Raw genomic sequence first — 15,965 nt, 5'->3', positions numbered from 1 at the left:
GATGCCGACCTACTCTGTTGTGCTGACCATGAGGCCCAGATCTTCGAGCAGAGCTTCTTCCTGTGGCGGCAGGGTCGAGCTCGCCAAGAGCTGGCGGCGCATATCTTGGTAGCTGGACTGAGCCAGCAGCGCGTCGCGCTTTTCGATATGCCGACTGACGCAGGTTGCATGCAGTTCGGCGATTTCGGGGTCGGACTTCAGCTCTTCCAAGGCCTCGGCCAGCTGCGGCAGGTAGCGCTGGATCGACAAGTCCTGATAGGCGGGATCATTGCGTTCGCGCCAGTAGCTATCATCAAAGGCGCGGTGTTCGCGGTTGACATCGCCACGGTCATTTTTGACCAGATAGCTGTCCAGCGAGCGCAGGGCATAGTGGTTGAGCGTAGCAAAATCGCGGCTGCCCTTCGCGGGGAACTTACGAATGCGGCGCGGATTGTCCGCCACCAGGAATTTATGCGGCACATCGCGCCCGGATCCGTCGCTCCAGCGGGGAAACCTGCGTGGCGGTAGGTTCTTTTTGAAAAAGGGACGGTGCGCCCCGTAGTACTTTAGCGGAAAGTCCTGCCGCACCAGAGTTTTGACCTCAATCGCGGTTTCGGCGCACCAGATGTCGGGGTTATGCGAGCGGGTGAACTGCGAAATCACGGGCGCGTCCACAAAGCTCTCAATGCCGTCATTGGCAAAGAACTGAAACCCAATTGAGATCGCTTTGGCATTGCCACAGGCCTCGATCAAGCTGGGAATGTCATGGGCCCCGACATGGATGTTGAGGAATTCATCCACGTCAGCGATCCAGAGCCAATCGGCCTGGCGCACCACCTCCTGATGGGCAGCATCTTTCAAGGCCTCCATCTGGTAGTTGCGCCCCTGGGCTGGGTTGGGCAGATGTACCAGCATTTCCCGCGCCGCCAAAGCCTCCAGAAGTTCGGCTGTGCCGTCGGTGCAATCGTTTGAATAGAATAGAAAGTCCGTAACGCCAATCAGGCGGTTAAAGGCGATCCATTCCAGCAGGAAAGGGCCTTCGTTCTTGACGCAGGTCACTGCGGTGATGCGCATCTCGCATCCCCTCTCATATGCTCGCGCTTTGGCCTGTGCTGCCAGCTGCGCCTGATTGTGGGTTTGAAACCCGTCTGCCTCGCAGCGCCGCTTTATCGGGCGCTTTATCTTATAGGCGGCAGTTTCGCATTGCCGGGCGCGGGCGTCAATCTTTGCGCCGGGCTGCAGGCCGGACGGGGGCAGAGTGTTGCCTCTGAGACGTAACGGCAGGTTTCGGTGACTTGACCCAAACCGCATCGCATGGCCTGTTGCAGGGAACCGAGGCGCCAGCGGGGCGTTTGGCAGATGCAAAGGGCAGCGTATGAGACAGGCCGAGTCGATTGATCACGTCCAGCAGATGCTGACAGAACAGGGCTATGTCTGCGGTCGCCCGCTGGCGACGGTGGTGTTTTTGTCACTGAAGCTGGGGCGGCCCCTGTTTCTGGAAGGCGAGGCCGGAGTCGGCAAGACCGAAATCGCCAAGGCCCTGGCGGCAGCTATGGGGCGGCGGCTGATCCGGCTGCAATGCTACGAGGGGTTGGACGCCTCTTCGGCGGTCTATGAGTGGAACTTTGCCGCCCAGATGGTGGCGATCCGCACGGCTGAGGCAGCCGGAGGCGCCGATCGGGCTGGGCTGCAGGCAGAGCTGTTTTCGGATGACTTTCTGGTGGAACGTCCACTGCTTGAGGCTATGCGCCCGGATGAAAACGGCCCGCCGGTCTTGCTGATTGACGAGCTGGATCGGACGGACGAACCCTTTGAGGCCTTTTTGCTGGAGGCGCTGAGCGATTTTCAGGTGACCATACCGGAGCTGGGCACCATCAAGGCGCCGGAACCGCCCATCGTGGTCCTGACCTCGAACCGTACCCGCGAGGTGCATGACGCGCTGAAACGGCGCTGCCTGTATCACTGGGTGGATTACCCCGATTTTACCCGCGAGGTGGAGATCCTAAAGGCCCGCGCGCCAGAAGCCACCGAGCAGCTCAGCCGCGAGGTGGTGGCCTTTGTCCAGCAGCTGCGCGCCGAGGATCTGTTCAAGAAGCCCGGCGTGGCCGAGACCATCGACTGGGCCAATTGTCTGCTGGCGTTGGATGTAATCGACCTCTCGCCTGCGGTGATCGCCGATACCCTGGGGGCGATCCTGAAATACCAAGACGATATCGCGCAATTGCAAGGATCAGAGGCCAAGCGCATTCTGGATCAGGCCCGTGACAGCCTGGATGAGGTCTGATGGCCGAGCTGCCAGAGCTAACCCTGCCGGATAAGCCCAAGCTAGCGCAGAACATCACCCATTTTGCCCGCGCCCTGCGCAAGGCGGGGCTGCCCATCGGTTCAGGGCGGGTGATTGATGCGGTGGAGGCGGTGGCGGCGGCAGGTTTTACCTCGCGCCAGGATCTCTACTGGACTCTGCACGCCTGTTTTGTCTCCAAGCCCGAGCACCGGGTGGTCTTTGGCCAGATTTTCCGCCTCTATTGGCGCGATCCCAGGTTTCTGGAACGCATGATGGCGGCGCTTTTGCCTGCCATCAAAGGCGTGCAGGAGGAAAAGCCCGCCAAACCGGGGGAAAAACGCGCCGCAGAGGCGCTCTTGGATGGGGCAAACCAGGAAGTGGATGTGCCCGACCAGCAGGAGGAAGATGGCAGCGATTTTGAGATTGATGCCTCGCTGACTATGTCTTCAGAAGAGCGGCTGCGCAGCCTGGATTTTGAGCAGATGAGCACCGATGAGGTGGCGCAGGCCAAAAAGATCCTGGCGCAGATCAAACTGCCGGTGCAGCCGATGCAATCGCGGCGACTTATGGCGGCAAAACGCGGGACGCGGGCGGATTGGCGGCGGACCTTCCGCGAAGCAGCCCGCCGGGGCGGAGATATACAGGTCATTGCCCGCGCCAAGCGCCGCCAGCGCTGGCCCAATCTGGTGGTGATCTGCGATATCTCGGGCTCAATGAGCCACTACAGCCGTATCGTGCTGCATTTCCTGCATGCTGTGGCCAATGCCAAAGGCGCAGGGTGGGCCCGGGTGCACGGGTTTACCTTTGGCACCCGGCTGACCAATATCACCCGCCATATGGCGACGCGTGACGTGGATGCAGCCCTGGCGGCGGCGGGGGCTGAGGCCCAGGACTGGGAGGGCGGCACCCGGATTGGCGCTTGCCTGCATGACTTTAACCGGGATTGGTCGCGTCGGGTCATGGGGCAGGGCGCGGTGGTGTTGCTGATCACCGATGGGCTGGACCGCGACGATCCAAAGGCACTGGCGCATGAGATGCAGCGGCTGCATCTGTCGGCGCGTCGCCTGATCTGGCTAAACCCGCTGCTGCGCTGGGACGGCTTTGCCGCCAAGGCCCAGGGCATTCGCGCCATGCTGCCTCATGTGGACAGTTTTCGGGCGGGCCATTCCATCGTCTCGCTCGAAGAACTGGTGCGGGCAATCAGCGATGAACGTGATACGGGCGAAAAGACCCGACTGATGGCGCAGGTCAGACAACGGGCCTAGCGACGGCAATTGGACAGCGGCTGGCGGTGCAGCATAAAAACTTTATCATCGGGCGCGCGCTCCAGAATGCGGGGTTTTGCATTGCAATCGGAGAAATAGAGATCCGTTCCACCGGTGATCAGGATGGAGGAGCCAGTCCTGGCCACCACATCAAATCGCCCACCGTCACACTCGACGCCGCAGGAGAGCCTGTTGCCCTGTGGTCTGCAGATCACAGGGGTTCGCCAGGTCGAGCGACCCCGTAGTCGGACGGCGAAGTGCAGGTTCATCTCGCTGCCTGGCATGGCCTGGCTGTCAGCGTTGAAATGCGACAGCTCAATTGCCTCAACCTTTTGCACCGGGTGGCTGGCCAGATGGCTGGCAGAGTAGAGGCGCTGGTAGCAGCTATCGCTGTTTTTGTCGAAATGCTGGGAAATGGGTTGGGCCGCAGCGGGCAGGGCGGCACAGAAGGTAAGGCAAAAGACGGCAGTTTTTCTGAACATGGCTTTTCCCCAATAGGCGAGATGTCAATCCTAGTGGCGAGGTGCCAAAAGCCAAGGGTTAATAAAATTCCATTAATTGAATGTGATTTGATTTCGATCAAGTCACTCCGGTGGCAAGTCCTTTAGATTGCAAAACCTGAATGTAACAGGAGGGCTGGAACATGCCATTGAATTGGAAAGCCGGAGGCTTCCTGCTGGGGCTGGTGTTTTTTCTGGCGGTGCTATTGGTCAAACCGATTGGGGTTTCTACCCAGTTTGTGATCCTGGATGGGATCCTTGGGGATGTGGTCAATGCTGAGCTGGTGACCCAAACCGACGAGGGCTATACCTCGACCAATGCCTATCTGGCAAAATCGAATGGCAAATATGCCAAATCAGTCGCCAATCCGCTAAACTACAGTTTTGTCTTTGTGTTGGCCATGGCGCTGGGCGGTTTTGTCTCTATGCGTCTGCGGGGCGGGATGGATGCGGTGGAGCGCTCCGTACCTGCTTTGTGGCGGGCAAATTTTGGCAACAGCCAGCTGCTGCGCTATGCGGCCACCTTTCTCGGTGGGTTTATTGTGCTCTATGGCGCCCGTCTGGCGGGGGGCTGTACCTCGGGCCATATGATGTCGGGCATGATGCAGACCGCATTGTCGGGCTATATCTTTGCCGCCGGAGCCTTTGCCGCCGCCGTCCCCGTATCCCTGATGCTGTTCAAAAAGGAGGCCTGAGCCATGATGTCGATTATACTTGCGCTGGTCATTGGTGCCGGCTTTGGGGCAGTGCTTGATCGGGTTGGCGCGTCGAACCCAACCTATATCGGCAAGATGTTGAACCTAACCAATCTGAACTTGGCCAAATCGATCATGCTGGCCATCGGCACGGGATCGGTGTTGATGTTTGGCGGGCAGATGCTGGGTTTGGTGGATGTCGGACATATGTCGGTCAAAACGGCCTATTTTGGTGTCTTCCTGGGGGGGATCATGCTTGGGACAGGATGGGCGCTGGCGGGCTATTGCCCGGGTACCGGCGTTGTTGCTGCGGCCTCGGGGCGCAAAGACGCGCTGTTCTTTATCGCAGGCGGTCTGTTTGGCGCTGCGGCCTATATGTTGACCTATCCCAGCTGGAAAGCCAGCGGGTTTCTGGATGCCGTGGCCGGGGGCAAGGTGACCTTGGGTACGGTTCCTGGTGCCAAATATGATGGGCTGACCACTTTGCCAGGGGACCTTGTTGGGCTCTTGCTTGGTGCGGTCTTTATCGTCATTGCCTTTGCTCTGCCCGAGCGGATCATCAGGCCCGAGCCAACGGTGGAGCCTGCAGAATAAGACGGCAGGCTGTGGGCCTGCGGTGGGCTTTGGCCATCTCTTGCAGGACCCTTTGGACAGGAAGATAAGTACTTTGGCGGCATCTGCGTTCCAAGCAGATGCCGCCATGTTTTTTTGTTCTTTATGTTTTGCAGCTTGAAACCCTTTGGGGGGATGCGCACACTTTGGGGTGAGACAGGCCATTTCGAGCCTGCACAGAGGATGCATGACCCAGATGGCTGACACCACGGACCACCCGCAGAGCCCTGCCAGCGCAGCGCAAATCGCACTGGACTGGCACCAGGCCGGGCAGGGGGCTGCTCTGGCGACAGTGGTGCAGACCTGGGGCTCCGCGCCGCGCCGGGTTGGTGCGCAGCTGGTGGTCAGTGGCGATGGCCGCCTTGAGGGGTCAGTCTCAGGTGGCTGCGTTGAGGGCGCGGTGGTGATGGAGGCGCAGGAGGCGCTGGTGGATGGCCAACATCGGGTGCTGGAATATGGCGTCAGTGATGGCGATGCCTTTGCCGTTGGGCTGGCCTGCGGCGGCACCATCCGTATTTTGGTTGAACCGGTGGCGGGCTCTTTGCCGGTCGAGCTATTGACCGAATTGGTCGCGGCACAGCAGGCGCGGGAGGCTTTGGCCTATGAGGTCAATTTGACCACAGGCAAGGGCTCCTTGCTGCGCGATCACTACCCAGACCGGATGCGGCTGGACCGGTCCGGGGTAGAGGAGGACGGCGAGACCTTTGTCGCTGTACACAATCCACCACTGCGGCTGGTGGTGGTCGGCGCGGTGCATATTGCCCAGGCGTTGGTGCCGATGGCGCAGTTGGCGGGCTACGACCCGGCGGTGATTGATCCGCGCGCGGCCTTTGCCTCACCCGAGCGTTTTCCCGGTGTCACGCTGCTGGATGATTGGCCGGATGAGGCGGTTGCCGCTCTGGGCCTCGACCCGCGCACTGCCCTGGTGCTGCTGACCCATGATCCAAAACTGGATGATCCAGCGTTGCAGGCGGGGCTGCGGGAAAGCTGTTTCTACATTGGCGCGCTGGGCTCCAAACGCACTCATGCGGCCCGGATCGAGCGCATGTTGGCGGCAGGCTTCTCGAAGCAGGAGTTGAGCCGCATTCACGGCCCCGTCGGGTTGGATATTGGCGCGGCCGGTCCGGCGGAAATTGCCATTGCCATCCTGGCCGAGATGACGGCGGTGCTGCGGGGGAGGGCAACGTGAAGTTTGGCGGTGTCAATTTGGCCGATGCCGAAGGGGCAATTCTGGCCCATTCTATGCAGGCGGCTCAGTCGCCCTATGACACGGGTCTGTGCTATCGCATCGCCAAGGGCACCACTCTGAACGCGCAACATATGGCGGATCTGGCAGCAGAGGGCCATGAGACAATCACCGTGGCGCGGCTGGAAGCGGGCGACCTGCATGAGGATGCAGCGGCCCTGGCTTTGGCGCGGGCACTGGTGCCGGATGAGCAAAGCCAAGGCATTCGCATTTCGGGTGCCGGAGCGGGGCGGGTGAACCTTTATGCGCTCGGGGCTGGACTGGTTCGGCTGGATCGCGCGGCGCTGGAGGCGCTGAACGGTATTGATCCGATGATAACAATTGCCACCGTGCCGGATTATCATCGGGTTGATGCGGATGGGATGATCGCCACCATCAAAATTATCGCCTATGGGGTGGCGGCTGCTGCCTTGGAACAGGCCGGAGCTGGTGCGGCGGGGGCCTTGCGGATCTTGCCGCCGGTCTTTGCCACAGCCAGCCTGATTGAAACCCGCGTCAGTCGCGAGATCCCGCCGGATAAGGGGCGGCGATCAATGGCTGGGCGGTTGCACCGCATGGGAGTGATGTTGAGCGACCGTGTTGTGGTCCCACATCGCGAGGCAGAGCTGGCGGGCGCATTGGCGGCGGCACCGGGAGAGGTTCTGCTGATCCTCACGGGCTCGGCCACTTCGGACCCGATGGATGTGGCGCCGCAGGCGCTGCGCCAGGCGGGGGGATCGGTGACCCGCTTTGGTATGCCGGTAGATCCGGGCAACCTTTTGTTTCTAGGAGAGTGTCAAGGGCGGCCAGTGATTGGCCTGCCGGGCTGTGCCCGCTCGCCTGCTTTGAATGGGGCGGATTGGGTATTGGAACGGGTCCTGTGTGGCTGTCCGGTGACCAGCGCAGATATCGCTGCAATGGGCGTGGGGGGGCTGCTCAAAGAGATCCCCACTCGGCCTATGCCGCGGGGCTCGGATTGACAGTTGCTTTTGGGCTAGAGGGGCTTGGATCGCAGGAATTTGGGCCGAATTGTCTTGTTTTACCTGTGTTGATTTGCCGATGAGGGAAGATTTGTCCCTGCGCGTTTTGGCTGAGAGCAGAATTTTGCCAAGCGGTAAATTTGTTACGCAACGAAACGACTTCGGGGGTTCGCGTCACGGGCATCCCGTGCTTAACTCCTGACAGCCAGAAAAAACTAGCAAAATGGGAGGAAGTCATGACCAAGGTCTCAATGACCGTGAACGGCAAAGCCGCCAGCGGCGAGGCAGAGGGGCGCACGCTGTTGTCGTCATTCCTGCGCGAAGAGCTGGGGTTCACCGGAACCCATGTCGGCTGCGACACCAGCCAGTGCGGTGCCTGCGTCGTGCATGTCAACGGTGTCGCTGTGAAATCCTGCACTATGCTGGCCGTCGAGGCCGAAGGCGCTGAGGTTGCCACCATCGAAGGTCAGGCGGCGCCGGATGGGACGCTCAACACCATTCAGCAAGCCTTTCAGGACCACCACGGGTTGCAGTGCGGGTTTTGTACGCCGGGCATGGTGATGTCGACGGCGGCGCTGCTGAAAGAGAACCCAAAGCCCAGCGAGCAGGAAATCCGTGAGTATCTCGAAGGCAATATCTGCCGCTGCACCGGCTACCACAATATCGTCAAGGCGATTATGGCAGCATCTGGTCAGGACGTCTCTGCACTCGCGGCCGAATAGGGCGAACCTACCGGGCCTCATTGGGAGGTGTGGCCCCGATAGATATCAAGAAGCAAAGATCAAACTGCATAACCAAGAGGTGCGCCACTGGCTGCACCCTCCAGGGAGGAGATTTGAATATGCCTAAAGATAGTGGCATCGGCGCCAGCCCAAAACGGCGCGAGGACGTCAGGTTCCTGACAGGAACCGGTAATTACACCGATGATATCAACCTCAACGGCCAGGCCTATGTGCATTTCCTGCGCTCGGATATGGCCCATGCGCGGATCAATTCCATTGATACCGCTGCGGCTTCGGCGATGCCCGGCGTGGTGCGGATTTTCACGGGCGCCGATTTTGAAGGCGTGGGTGGCATTCCCTGCGGCTGGCAGATCACTGACAAGCATGGCGAGGCGATGCAGGAACCGGCGCATCCGGTGCTGGCCCAGGGCAAGGCGCGATATGTCGGGGATGCCATTGCCGCTGTTGTCGCGGACACTGCTGAACAGGCACGTGACGCCGCGGAGGCGATCGAGTTGGACATGGAAGAGCTGCCAGCGGTCATAGACATGAAAGCGGCTGTGCAGGAGGGCGCAACCAAGGTCCATGACGATCTGACCTCGAACCTCTGCTATGACTGGGGGTTTGTTGAAGAAAATAAGCCCGCGGTTGAGGAAGCATTTGCCAATGCGGCCCATGTGACGACGCTGGAACTGGTCAATAACCGGCTGATCGCCAACCCGATGGAACCCCGTGTGGCGGTGGGCGATTTCAACCGCGCCACCGGCGACAGCACGCTCTATACCACCTCACAGAACCCGCATGTAATCCGCCTGCTGATGGGCGCCTTTGTGCTGGGCATCCCTGAGCACAAGCTGCGCGTCATCGCGCCGGATGTGGGCGGTGGTTTTGGCACTAAGATTTTCCACTACGCGGAAGAGGCTTTCTGTACCTTTGCCGCCAAGGCCCTGAACCGGGCGGTGAAATGGACCTCTTCGCGCTCAGAGGCCTTTATCTCGGATGCCCATGGGCGGGATCACGTCTCCACCATTCAGCTGGCGCTGGATGCGGATAACAACTTTACCGCACTGCGCACCGATACCTATGCCAATATGGGCGCCTATCTGTCGACCTTTGCACCTTCGGTGCCGACCTGGCTGCATGGCACGTTGATGGCCGGTAACTACAAGACGCCGCTGATCTATGTGAACGTGAAGGCGGTCTTTACCAATACGGTGCCAGTGGATGCTTACCGCGGCGCGGGACGCCCCGAGGCGACCTATCAGCTGGAGCGCGTCATCGACAAAGCCGCGCGTGAGCTGGGCGTGGATCCCATTGCGCTGCGGCGGCAGAACTTCATCACCGAATTTCCCTATGCCACCCCTGTGGCGGTGGAATATGACACCGGTGATTACAATGCCACAATGGACAAGCTGGAAGAAATTGCCGATTTTGCGGGCTTTGACGCGCGGCGCGCGGCCAGCGAAGCCAAGGGAAAGGTGCGTGGCCTCGGCGTGAACTGCTATATCGAGGCCTGCGGCATTGCTCCCAGTAATCTGGTGGGTCAGCTAGGCGCTCGTGCGGGGCTCTATGAAAGCGCTACGGTGCGGGTCAACGCCACTGGTGGTCTGGTGGTGATGACGGGGTCGCATAGCCATGGACAGGGGCATGAGACGTCGTTCCCGCAGGTGATCGCGGAAATGATCGGTATTGACGAGAGCATGGTGGAAATCGTGCATGGCGACACCGCCAATACGCCAATGGGCATGGGGACCTACGGGTCTCGCTCGCTGGCCGTTGGCGGATCGGCTATGGTGCGGGCCACAGAGAAGATCATCACCAAGGCCAAGAAGATCGCCGCCCATATCCTGGAAGCGTCGGATGCGGATATCGAGCTGAAGGATGGTCAGTTCTCGGTTGCGGGCACGGATAAATCTCTGGCCTGGGGCGATGTGACCCTGGCGGCCTATGTCCCGCATAACTATCCGCTGGAGGATATCGAGCCCGGTCTGGAAGAGACGGCTTTCTACGATCCCGCAAACTTCACCTATCCTTCAGGCGCCTATGCCTGTGAGGTGGAGCTGGATCCGGAGACTGGCAAGGTCAGCATTGAGCGGTTCGCTGCTGCCGATGATTTTGGCAATGTGGTGAACCCGATGATCGTGGAAGGCCAGGTGCATGGCGGCATTGGTCAGGGCATTGGTCAGGCACTGCTGGAAGGTGCTGTCTATAACGAGGATGGGCAGCTCCTGTCGGCCTCATATATGGATTACGCCATGCCTCGGGCCGATGATCTGCCGTTTTACCAGGTCGATCATTCCTGCCAGACCCCCTGTACCCATAACCCCTTGGGGGTCAAGGGCTGCGGCGAGGCCGGCGCCATTGGGTCGCCGCCGGCGGTGGTCAATGCGGTTGTCGACGCGCTGCAGTCAATGGGCAAGGATGTCACCCATGTGGACATGCCTTTGAGCCCGGCACGGGTCTGGTCGGCAATGAATGAGTAGCAAAACTCCGGGATGAGGTGATGGGCGAGGGGCGCTGCCCCTCGTGCTCCCCGGAATACTTTGGGAAAGATGATAGAGCCGGGAGATCCGGTTCTGGGAAGGAAAAGCGGAATGTATAGTTTCGATGTCGAAAAACCCACCAGCATCGCGGAGGCGGTGGCCGCGCTGGGCAGCGATGATGAGGCCCAGGCGCTGGGCGGTGGTCAAACTTTGATCCCAACACTGAAACAGCGTCTGGCCAGCCCCTCCAAGCTGGTCTCTTTGAGCGGTATCGCCGAGATGCAGGGGATCAGCGCGGATGGCAGTGTTGTCAGCATTGGTGGCGCAACCCCGCACGGGGTTGTGGCTTCTGAAGTCGCGCAGAGCTATCCTGCCCTAGCGGCGTTGGCGGGCAACATCGGGGACCCTGCGGTGCGCAATCGTGGCACCATTGGGGGCTCGCTGGCCAATAATGATCCCGCAGCCTGTTATCCGGCTGCCGCGCTTGCCAGTGGCGCCACCATTGTCACCAATGCGCGTGAGATCGCTGCCGATGACTACTTTGACGGGCTGTTTACGACGGCTTTGGAAGAGGGAGAGATTGTCACCCAGGTACGCCTGCCGGTGCCGGAGGCCGCAAATTACCAGAAATTTGTTCAGCCTGCTTCACGGTTTGCGCTGGTCGGGGTTTTTGTGGCCAAGTTCGCCGATGGCGTGCGCGTTGCCGTCACCGGTGCTTCGGAAGAGGGAGTGTTTCGCTGGGCGGAGGCTGAGGCGGCGCTGAGTGGCAATTTCAGCGCTGATGCGCTGGAGGGGCTCACGGTGGCCGCCGATGGCATGATGGCCGATATCCATGGCTCCAAGGCTTATCGGGCCCATCTGATCGCCGTTCTCACCAAACGGGCCGTCGCCGCTGCGGCCTGATATCAGTTTGCCCAGGCAGGAGATTTGCTCTGCCTGGGTCTTTTTGGTGCTAGGTGCGCAGCAGACCTGAAATATTGTCGAGGAACTTTTGGGTTTTGCCGGAGAGATCGCGGATTTCTGAGGCAATCACCGTGAAGCCCTTGCCAAGGTCACCGATACGGGCGGCTTCGATCGAGGCGTTGAAGGCGATGAGCTGAATGTTCTTGCCTACAACCTCTGCATTGGCGATGGCTTTGAGCATGTCAGCCTGACGCTCCACCTCCAGCTCTTTCTGGCTTTCCATCAGATGCTCTGTCATCTCTTTGAGGAAGCTGGAGACCAAAGGTTCCAGATGGTACAGGCAATGGTCAGAGAAATCTGGTGACTGTGCCTTGCCCGGATCTTTCAGCACCTCGATCAGCGGGCTGAGGGCCTCAAAGCAGGCCTGGCGCTGCTGTTCAAGCATGGCAGGCAGGTTGTGGTTGCTGGCCTTTAGCATCTCGGGGAGCTTTGTGCCGAGCATATCATGGGCTGCGGTGACGCGATCAATCGACAGCTGTCGTGCCACCTGAGCCTTTTCGCTGTGCTCTTTGTTCATGAGCACAAGAAGAGACAGCGCCGCGATCCGCGCGGGGCCGATGGCCATAAAGGCCCGGTTTTGTATTTCAGTCAGAGTTAACATGTAGACCATCACACTTGTTGCACCGTCAGAGATAGCGCAAAGGGGTTAACGCAGGCCAAAGAGTTCTGCGCTTAGCGGCGAAAAACCTCTTTGGTTGAGGCGGATGGACTGCGGGCCGGAAAATGCTGGCGGCGGCGGTAAGGCCGGGCTCAGGCTGGTTTGCGGGCGACAAAATCCAGCAGAGCCGAGCGTCCGGAATGGCCTGCCCCCTCCTGCAGATCGCGCTCATAGGATGTGCACTCCAGAATGTCCCAACCGGAGAAATCAGCGCGCATCTGGGCCTCCGTATACATGTTTTCTGCCGCAGAGGGGCCGCCGGTGCCAAACTCCAGCTGTTTGGGGGTATAGCCATGGATCATCACCAGCCCTCCTGGTTTGCAACTGGCTTGGATGCCGTCAAATTGGCGGGTTCTCCCCTCGGCTGCGGTGAATTGGATGAAAATTGCCACCACCAGGTCATAGCTGTCTGGCTCTGACCAGTCTTCCGTCAGGATATTGCAATTGCGATAGTCAACAGACACCCCCCGTGTCTGGGCCAGTGCCTGGGCCCGTTTCAGCGCTGACGGGGCGAACTCCAAAGCGGTCACCGTAAGCCCGCGCTCCGCCAGATAGACCGAGTTGCGCCCCTCGCCATCAGCGACTGAGAGTGCCGTATCACCGGCGTTCAGATAGGCGCCATGCGCCAAAAGGAACCCGGCAGGGGTGGTGCCAAAGACATAGTCTTTGGAGTTGGCGAAACGGTCTTCCCACATGTGCGGCTCCTGTGTGCTGTGGCCTTTAGGGGGGCCGCTACGAGCGCGGCTCCTCGCGGCCCCTTGGGGGGGAAGGTATTCATGCAGAGACTTGAAACAAGACCGTCAGGCAAGACCAGCTCAATAAAAAGCCGCCCCCTCCATCAATTGGAAGGGGCGGCTTTGATCCAAAAATCATTTGGCGTTATTTCTGTGGCAGCGGCCCGATCATCATGACCATCTGGCGGCCTTCCATCTTGGGCATGTTTTCAACCTTGCCCAGTTCTTTGACGTCTTCGGCGACGCGTTCAAGCAGCTCGCGACCAAGGTTCTGGTGCGCCATCTCGCGGCCACGGAACCGGAGGGTCACTTTGACCTTGTCGCCATTCTCCAGGAACTTGAAGACATTGCGCATCTTTACGTCATAGTCATTGGTGTCAGTGTTGGGCCGGAATTTGACCTCTTTGACTTCAATGACCTTCTGTTTTTTGCGCGCTTCGCTTTCCCGCTTCTGCTGCTCGTATTTGAACTTACCAAAGTCCATGATCTTGCAGACAGGAGGGGTTGCATTGGGCGAAATTTCAACCAGATCAAGACCGGCTTCAGCAGCCAAGTCCATAGCCTTTGCTGGATGTACCACGCCAACATTTTCACCGTCAGCGCCGATCAGGCGAATTTCGGAGGCGCGAATTTTTTCGTTCGTGCGCGGGCCGGTGTCACGTTGCGGCGGCGCATTATGAGGTCTGCGGGCTATGGTTTTGATCCTTTGATGGTTCTCGTTTTTCGAGCACGAAATCTAACTGGAGTATGGAAATCTTTCAAGGTGCAACCGCTCCTGCAGGCGCGTATTTCCTGCGCGATTGTTGCTTTTGTGAGGCAGGATCCAGGTTTTTTATACATCGAGACCGGCTCGGGTCCTTTTGGTGTCTCTAAAGGTGGCCAGAAAGGCATAGCATTGGCAGGCTGGAACCCGCCTAGCAAGGGTGAGTCTGTTGGCGAGGTTTGGCGAATGAGCCACCCTGCGCGTTATTCCCCCTTGTTTTGTATCCGCTTCAAGCGCACTTCGCGGCCATCAAGTCTGCAAGAATGCAGAGTGAGCAAAGGAGACGGATTATGAAACCGGTTATTGTTGTCTTGGGTTTGGGAGTTGTTGCAGCGGTGGGCTATCTTTACGTCCAGAGCCTGCAGGAAAACGCGCCGGTTGCCGTTGAAGAGGTCGCGCCCGCAGCTGAGCCTGTGGTGCAGCCTGCGCCGGTTGAAGCGGACGAAACCGCGACTGAAGAGGCTGTTGAGGAAGCGGGTTCTGTTGTTGAGAGCGTCGTTGAAACCGTGACTGAAGAAGCGGAAGCTGTTGTGGAAACAGCAACAGAGGCAGCTGAGGCCGTAGCAGAAGAGGCCACACAAGCCGTGACCGAGGCCGTCGACGAAGCGGTGGAAGCCGCGACCGAGGCTGCCAGTGGTGCTGCCGACCTCAGCGAAGGCGCTGGCGCCCTTGTTGAGAGCGTGACCGAGACCGCGACGGAAGCTGCAAGCGATGCTGCCAGCGCTGTTGCTGACACAGCAACCGAGACCGCAACCCAGGCGGCAGAGACCGCAAGCGAAGCGGTTGAGGCCGTTGCGGAGACAGCCACTGACGCGGCCTCTGGCGCGGGCAATGCCCTGGTTGGCATGGCGCAATATCTGACCACCGATGGCTTTGACTTCGACAAAGTGATCGAGATGATCAATGGCTCCGAACTGGGAGACGTCAAAAAGACCATGTTGAGCACTGCTCTGACCCAGGCCAAGGACAATCCCGAGCTGCTGTCGGGTGTGCTGGACCAGGTCAAAGGGGCGCTGGGTCTGTAACCCGCCTCGCGGACCTATGACGGGTCCCAGCGGTTCCAAATAGAAAGGGCAGCTCCAGTTGGAGCTGCCCTTTTTTGATGATCGCAAAGCCAAACGCCAGCCTTGGCTTTTGTGGGATCAGTCCAAGAAGGCTTTTTCCACCACATATTGTGCAGGTTTGGAATTGGCGCCTTCTTCCAGGCCGGCGGCTTCCAACATGGCTTTCAGTTCGAGATTGAAGGCTAGGTTACCGCAGATCATCGCCCGGTCATTGTAGGGGCACAGCGGAGTGACGCCAAGATCCTCATAGGCCTCGCCCGAATTGATCAGATCGGTGATCCGGCCCATCTTGGGGCTCTCTTCGCGGGTGGTGGTGGGGTAGTATTTGATTTTCTTCCAGAAGCCCTCGCCAATGACCTCGTTCAGCAGCTCATCGTGCTGCAGACCTTCGATCAGCTCGCGGCCATAGGTCAGCTCGCCTGCGGTGCGGCAGGTATGGGTGATGATGACCTCGTCATAGTCCTCATAGGTCTGTGGCTCGCGCAGCAGCGAGGCAAAGGGCGCAAAGCCGGTGCCGGTGGCAAAGAACCAGATGCGCTTGCCGGGGATCAGCGCGTCATGCACCAGGGTGCCAACAGGCTTGGGGCGTAGGATGATCTCGTCGCCGGGCTGAATGTGCTGCAGCCGCGAGGTCAGCGGGCCGTCTTCGACCTTGATCGAGTAGAACTCCATTTCCTCGTCCCAGGAGGGCGAGGCGATGGAATAGGCGCGCAGCAGTGGCTTGACCTTGCCGGTTTTGGGGTCGGGGTCGTTCATCAGGCCGATCATCACGAACTCGCCGGAACGGAAGCGCAGCGACGCCGGGCGGGTGCAGCGGAAGGAAAACAGCCGGTCAGTCCAGTGTTTGACCTGAGTCACAGTCTGGGCGTCAGGCAGGGTTGGGGTCGCCTTTACGGGCGTATCGGTCGCAGCATCGGTCACAGGTGAAATCTCGTTCATCGGTTGCACTACCAGTCTCTTAAACCGGCACCTCTGATTAATCTTTGATGTAGGTCAGGGGAAGCCCCGGAATCTGCATCGCCGCTACGTCGGTGACGC

At 59.6% G+C, this 15,965-nt stretch carries 17 protein-coding genes; 11 read left to right on the top strand and 6 right to left on the bottom strand.

Annotated elements, in window-relative coordinates; genetic code table 11:
* Positions 1-9: 9 nt before the first annotated feature.
* Positions 10-1,053, bottom strand: coding sequence for a glycosyltransferase family 2 protein (locus AN476_RS09710; RefSeq protein ID WP_054461197.1), 1,044 nt, complete (start codon positions 1,051-1,053; stop codon positions 10-12).
* A gap of 301 nt (positions 1,054-1,354) precedes the next feature.
* Between AN476_RS09710 and AN476_RS09705 the strand changes: the two genes are divergently transcribed.
* Together AN476_RS09705 and AN476_RS09700 are read left to right on the top strand one after the other, a co-directional pair.
* On the top strand, positions 1,355-2,263 hold the full coding sequence (locus tag AN476_RS09705) for a MoxR family ATPase (protein WP_054461193.1): 909 nt from the start codon (positions 1,355-1,357) through the stop codon (positions 2,261-2,263).
* Positions 2,263-3,528 (top strand): VWA domain-containing protein, encoded by a 1,266-nt coding sequence (locus AN476_RS09700; protein WP_054461192.1) that lies wholly within the window; start codon positions 2,263-2,265, stop codon positions 3,526-3,528. The genes AN476_RS09705 and AN476_RS09700 overlap by 1 nt, the downstream gene beginning before the upstream one ends.
* On the opposite strand, the gene AN476_RS09695 is transcribed toward AN476_RS09700, so the two are convergent.
* Positions 3,525-4,010 carry a hypothetical protein gene (locus AN476_RS09695; protein WP_054461191.1) on the bottom strand — a complete coding sequence of 162 codons (486 nt, stop codon included), beginning with the start codon at positions 4,008-4,010 and terminating at the stop codon, positions 3,525-3,527. The genes AN476_RS09700 and AN476_RS09695 overlap by 4 nt on opposite strands.
* A 161-nt stretch (positions 4,011-4,171) precedes the next feature.
* Between AN476_RS09695 and AN476_RS09690 the strand changes: the two genes are divergently transcribed.
* The 7 genes from AN476_RS09690 (at position 4,172) to AN476_RS09660 (ending at position 11,648) form a co-directional block, all read left to right on the top strand.
* Positions 4,172-4,723 (top strand): YeeE/YedE thiosulfate transporter family protein, encoded by a 552-nt coding sequence (locus tag AN476_RS09690; RefSeq protein WP_054461190.1) that lies wholly within the window; start codon positions 4,172-4,174, stop codon positions 4,721-4,723.
* A 3-nt stretch (positions 4,724-4,726) separates the two neighbouring features.
* A complete protein-coding gene (locus AN476_RS09685; RefSeq protein WP_054461188.1) occupies positions 4,727-5,317 on the top strand; it encodes a DUF6691 family protein in 591 nt (196 codons plus the stop codon).
* Positions 5,318-5,531: 214 nt separating this feature from the next.
* A complete protein-coding gene (locus tag AN476_RS09680) occupies positions 5,532-6,524 on the top strand; it encodes an XdhC family protein (protein ID WP_157063730.1) in 993 nt (330 codons plus the stop codon).
* Positions 6,521-7,540 (top strand): molybdopterin-binding protein, encoded by a 1,020-nt coding sequence (locus AN476_RS09675; protein ID WP_054461185.1) that lies wholly within the window; start codon positions 6,521-6,523, stop codon positions 7,538-7,540. Before AN476_RS09680 ends, AN476_RS09675 begins: the two co-directional genes overlap by 4 nt.
* Positions 7,541-7,776: 236 nt before the next feature.
* Positions 7,777-8,262, top strand: coding sequence for a (2Fe-2S)-binding protein (locus AN476_RS09670; protein ID WP_054461184.1), 486 nt, complete (start codon positions 7,777-7,779; stop codon positions 8,260-8,262).
* A gap of 119 nt (positions 8,263-8,381) precedes the next feature.
* Positions 8,382-10,745: a xanthine dehydrogenase family protein molybdopterin-binding subunit gene (locus tag AN476_RS09665; RefSeq protein ID WP_054461179.1), complete on the top strand. Its 2,364-nt coding sequence runs from the start codon at positions 8,382-8,384 to the stop codon at positions 10,743-10,745.
* 111 nt (positions 10,746-10,856) lie between these two features.
* Positions 10,857-11,648, top strand: a complete 792-nt coding sequence (locus tag AN476_RS09660; RefSeq protein WP_054461178.1) for a xanthine dehydrogenase family protein subunit M — start codon at positions 10,857-10,859, stop codon at positions 11,646-11,648.
* A 49-nt stretch (positions 11,649-11,697) separates the two neighbouring features.
* On the opposite strand, the gene AN476_RS09655 is transcribed toward AN476_RS09660, so the two are convergent.
* The 3 genes from AN476_RS09655 to infC all read right to left on the bottom strand — a co-directional run bounded on the left by AN476_RS09655 (position 11,698) and on the right by infC (position 13,731).
* The gene (locus tag AN476_RS09655; protein ID WP_083464308.1) at positions 11,698-12,309 is read right to left on the bottom strand and encodes a methyl-accepting chemotaxis protein; all 612 of its coding nucleotides are present in this window, start codon (positions 12,307-12,309) and stop codon (positions 11,698-11,700) included.
* A 149-nt stretch (positions 12,310-12,458) separates the two neighbouring features.
* Positions 12,459-13,061 (bottom strand): cyclopropane-fatty-acyl-phospholipid synthase family protein, encoded by a 603-nt coding sequence (locus AN476_RS09650; protein ID WP_054461174.1) that lies wholly within the window; start codon positions 13,059-13,061, stop codon positions 12,459-12,461.
* 184 nt (positions 13,062-13,245) lie between these two features.
* Positions 13,246-13,731 carry a translation initiation factor IF-3 gene (gene infC, locus AN476_RS09645; protein ID WP_253279878.1) on the bottom strand — a complete coding sequence of 162 codons (486 nt, stop codon included), beginning with the start codon at positions 13,729-13,731 and terminating at the stop codon, positions 13,246-13,248.
* Between infC and AN476_RS23370 the strand changes: the two genes are divergently transcribed.
* Positions 13,672-14,157, top strand: coding sequence for a hypothetical protein (locus AN476_RS23370; protein WP_253279873.1), 486 nt, complete (start codon positions 13,672-13,674; stop codon positions 14,155-14,157). The two genes, infC and AN476_RS23370, sit on opposite strands and share 60 nt — an antisense overlap.
* Entirely contained in the window at positions 14,154-14,888 is a 735-nt protein-coding gene (locus tag AN476_RS09640; RefSeq protein ID WP_054461171.1) for a hypothetical protein, read from the top strand. The genes AN476_RS23370 and AN476_RS09640 overlap by 4 nt, the downstream gene beginning before the upstream one ends.
* A gap of 117 nt (positions 14,889-15,005) precedes the next feature.
* Here AN476_RS09640 and AN476_RS09635 read toward each other — a convergent pair whose 3' ends face one another.
* Entirely contained in the window at positions 15,006-15,866 is an 861-nt protein-coding gene (locus AN476_RS09635; protein ID WP_054461170.1) for a ferredoxin--NADP reductase, read from the bottom strand.
* Between the last annotated feature and the right edge of the window lie 99 nt (positions 15,867-15,965).

This window comes from Phaeobacter sp. 11ANDIMAR09 (genome assembly GCF_001294455.1).
Lineage (GTDB): Bacteria > Pseudomonadota > Alphaproteobacteria > Rhodobacterales > Rhodobacteraceae > Pseudophaeobacter.
This window is presented reverse-complemented; position numbering and strand designations above follow the sequence as displayed.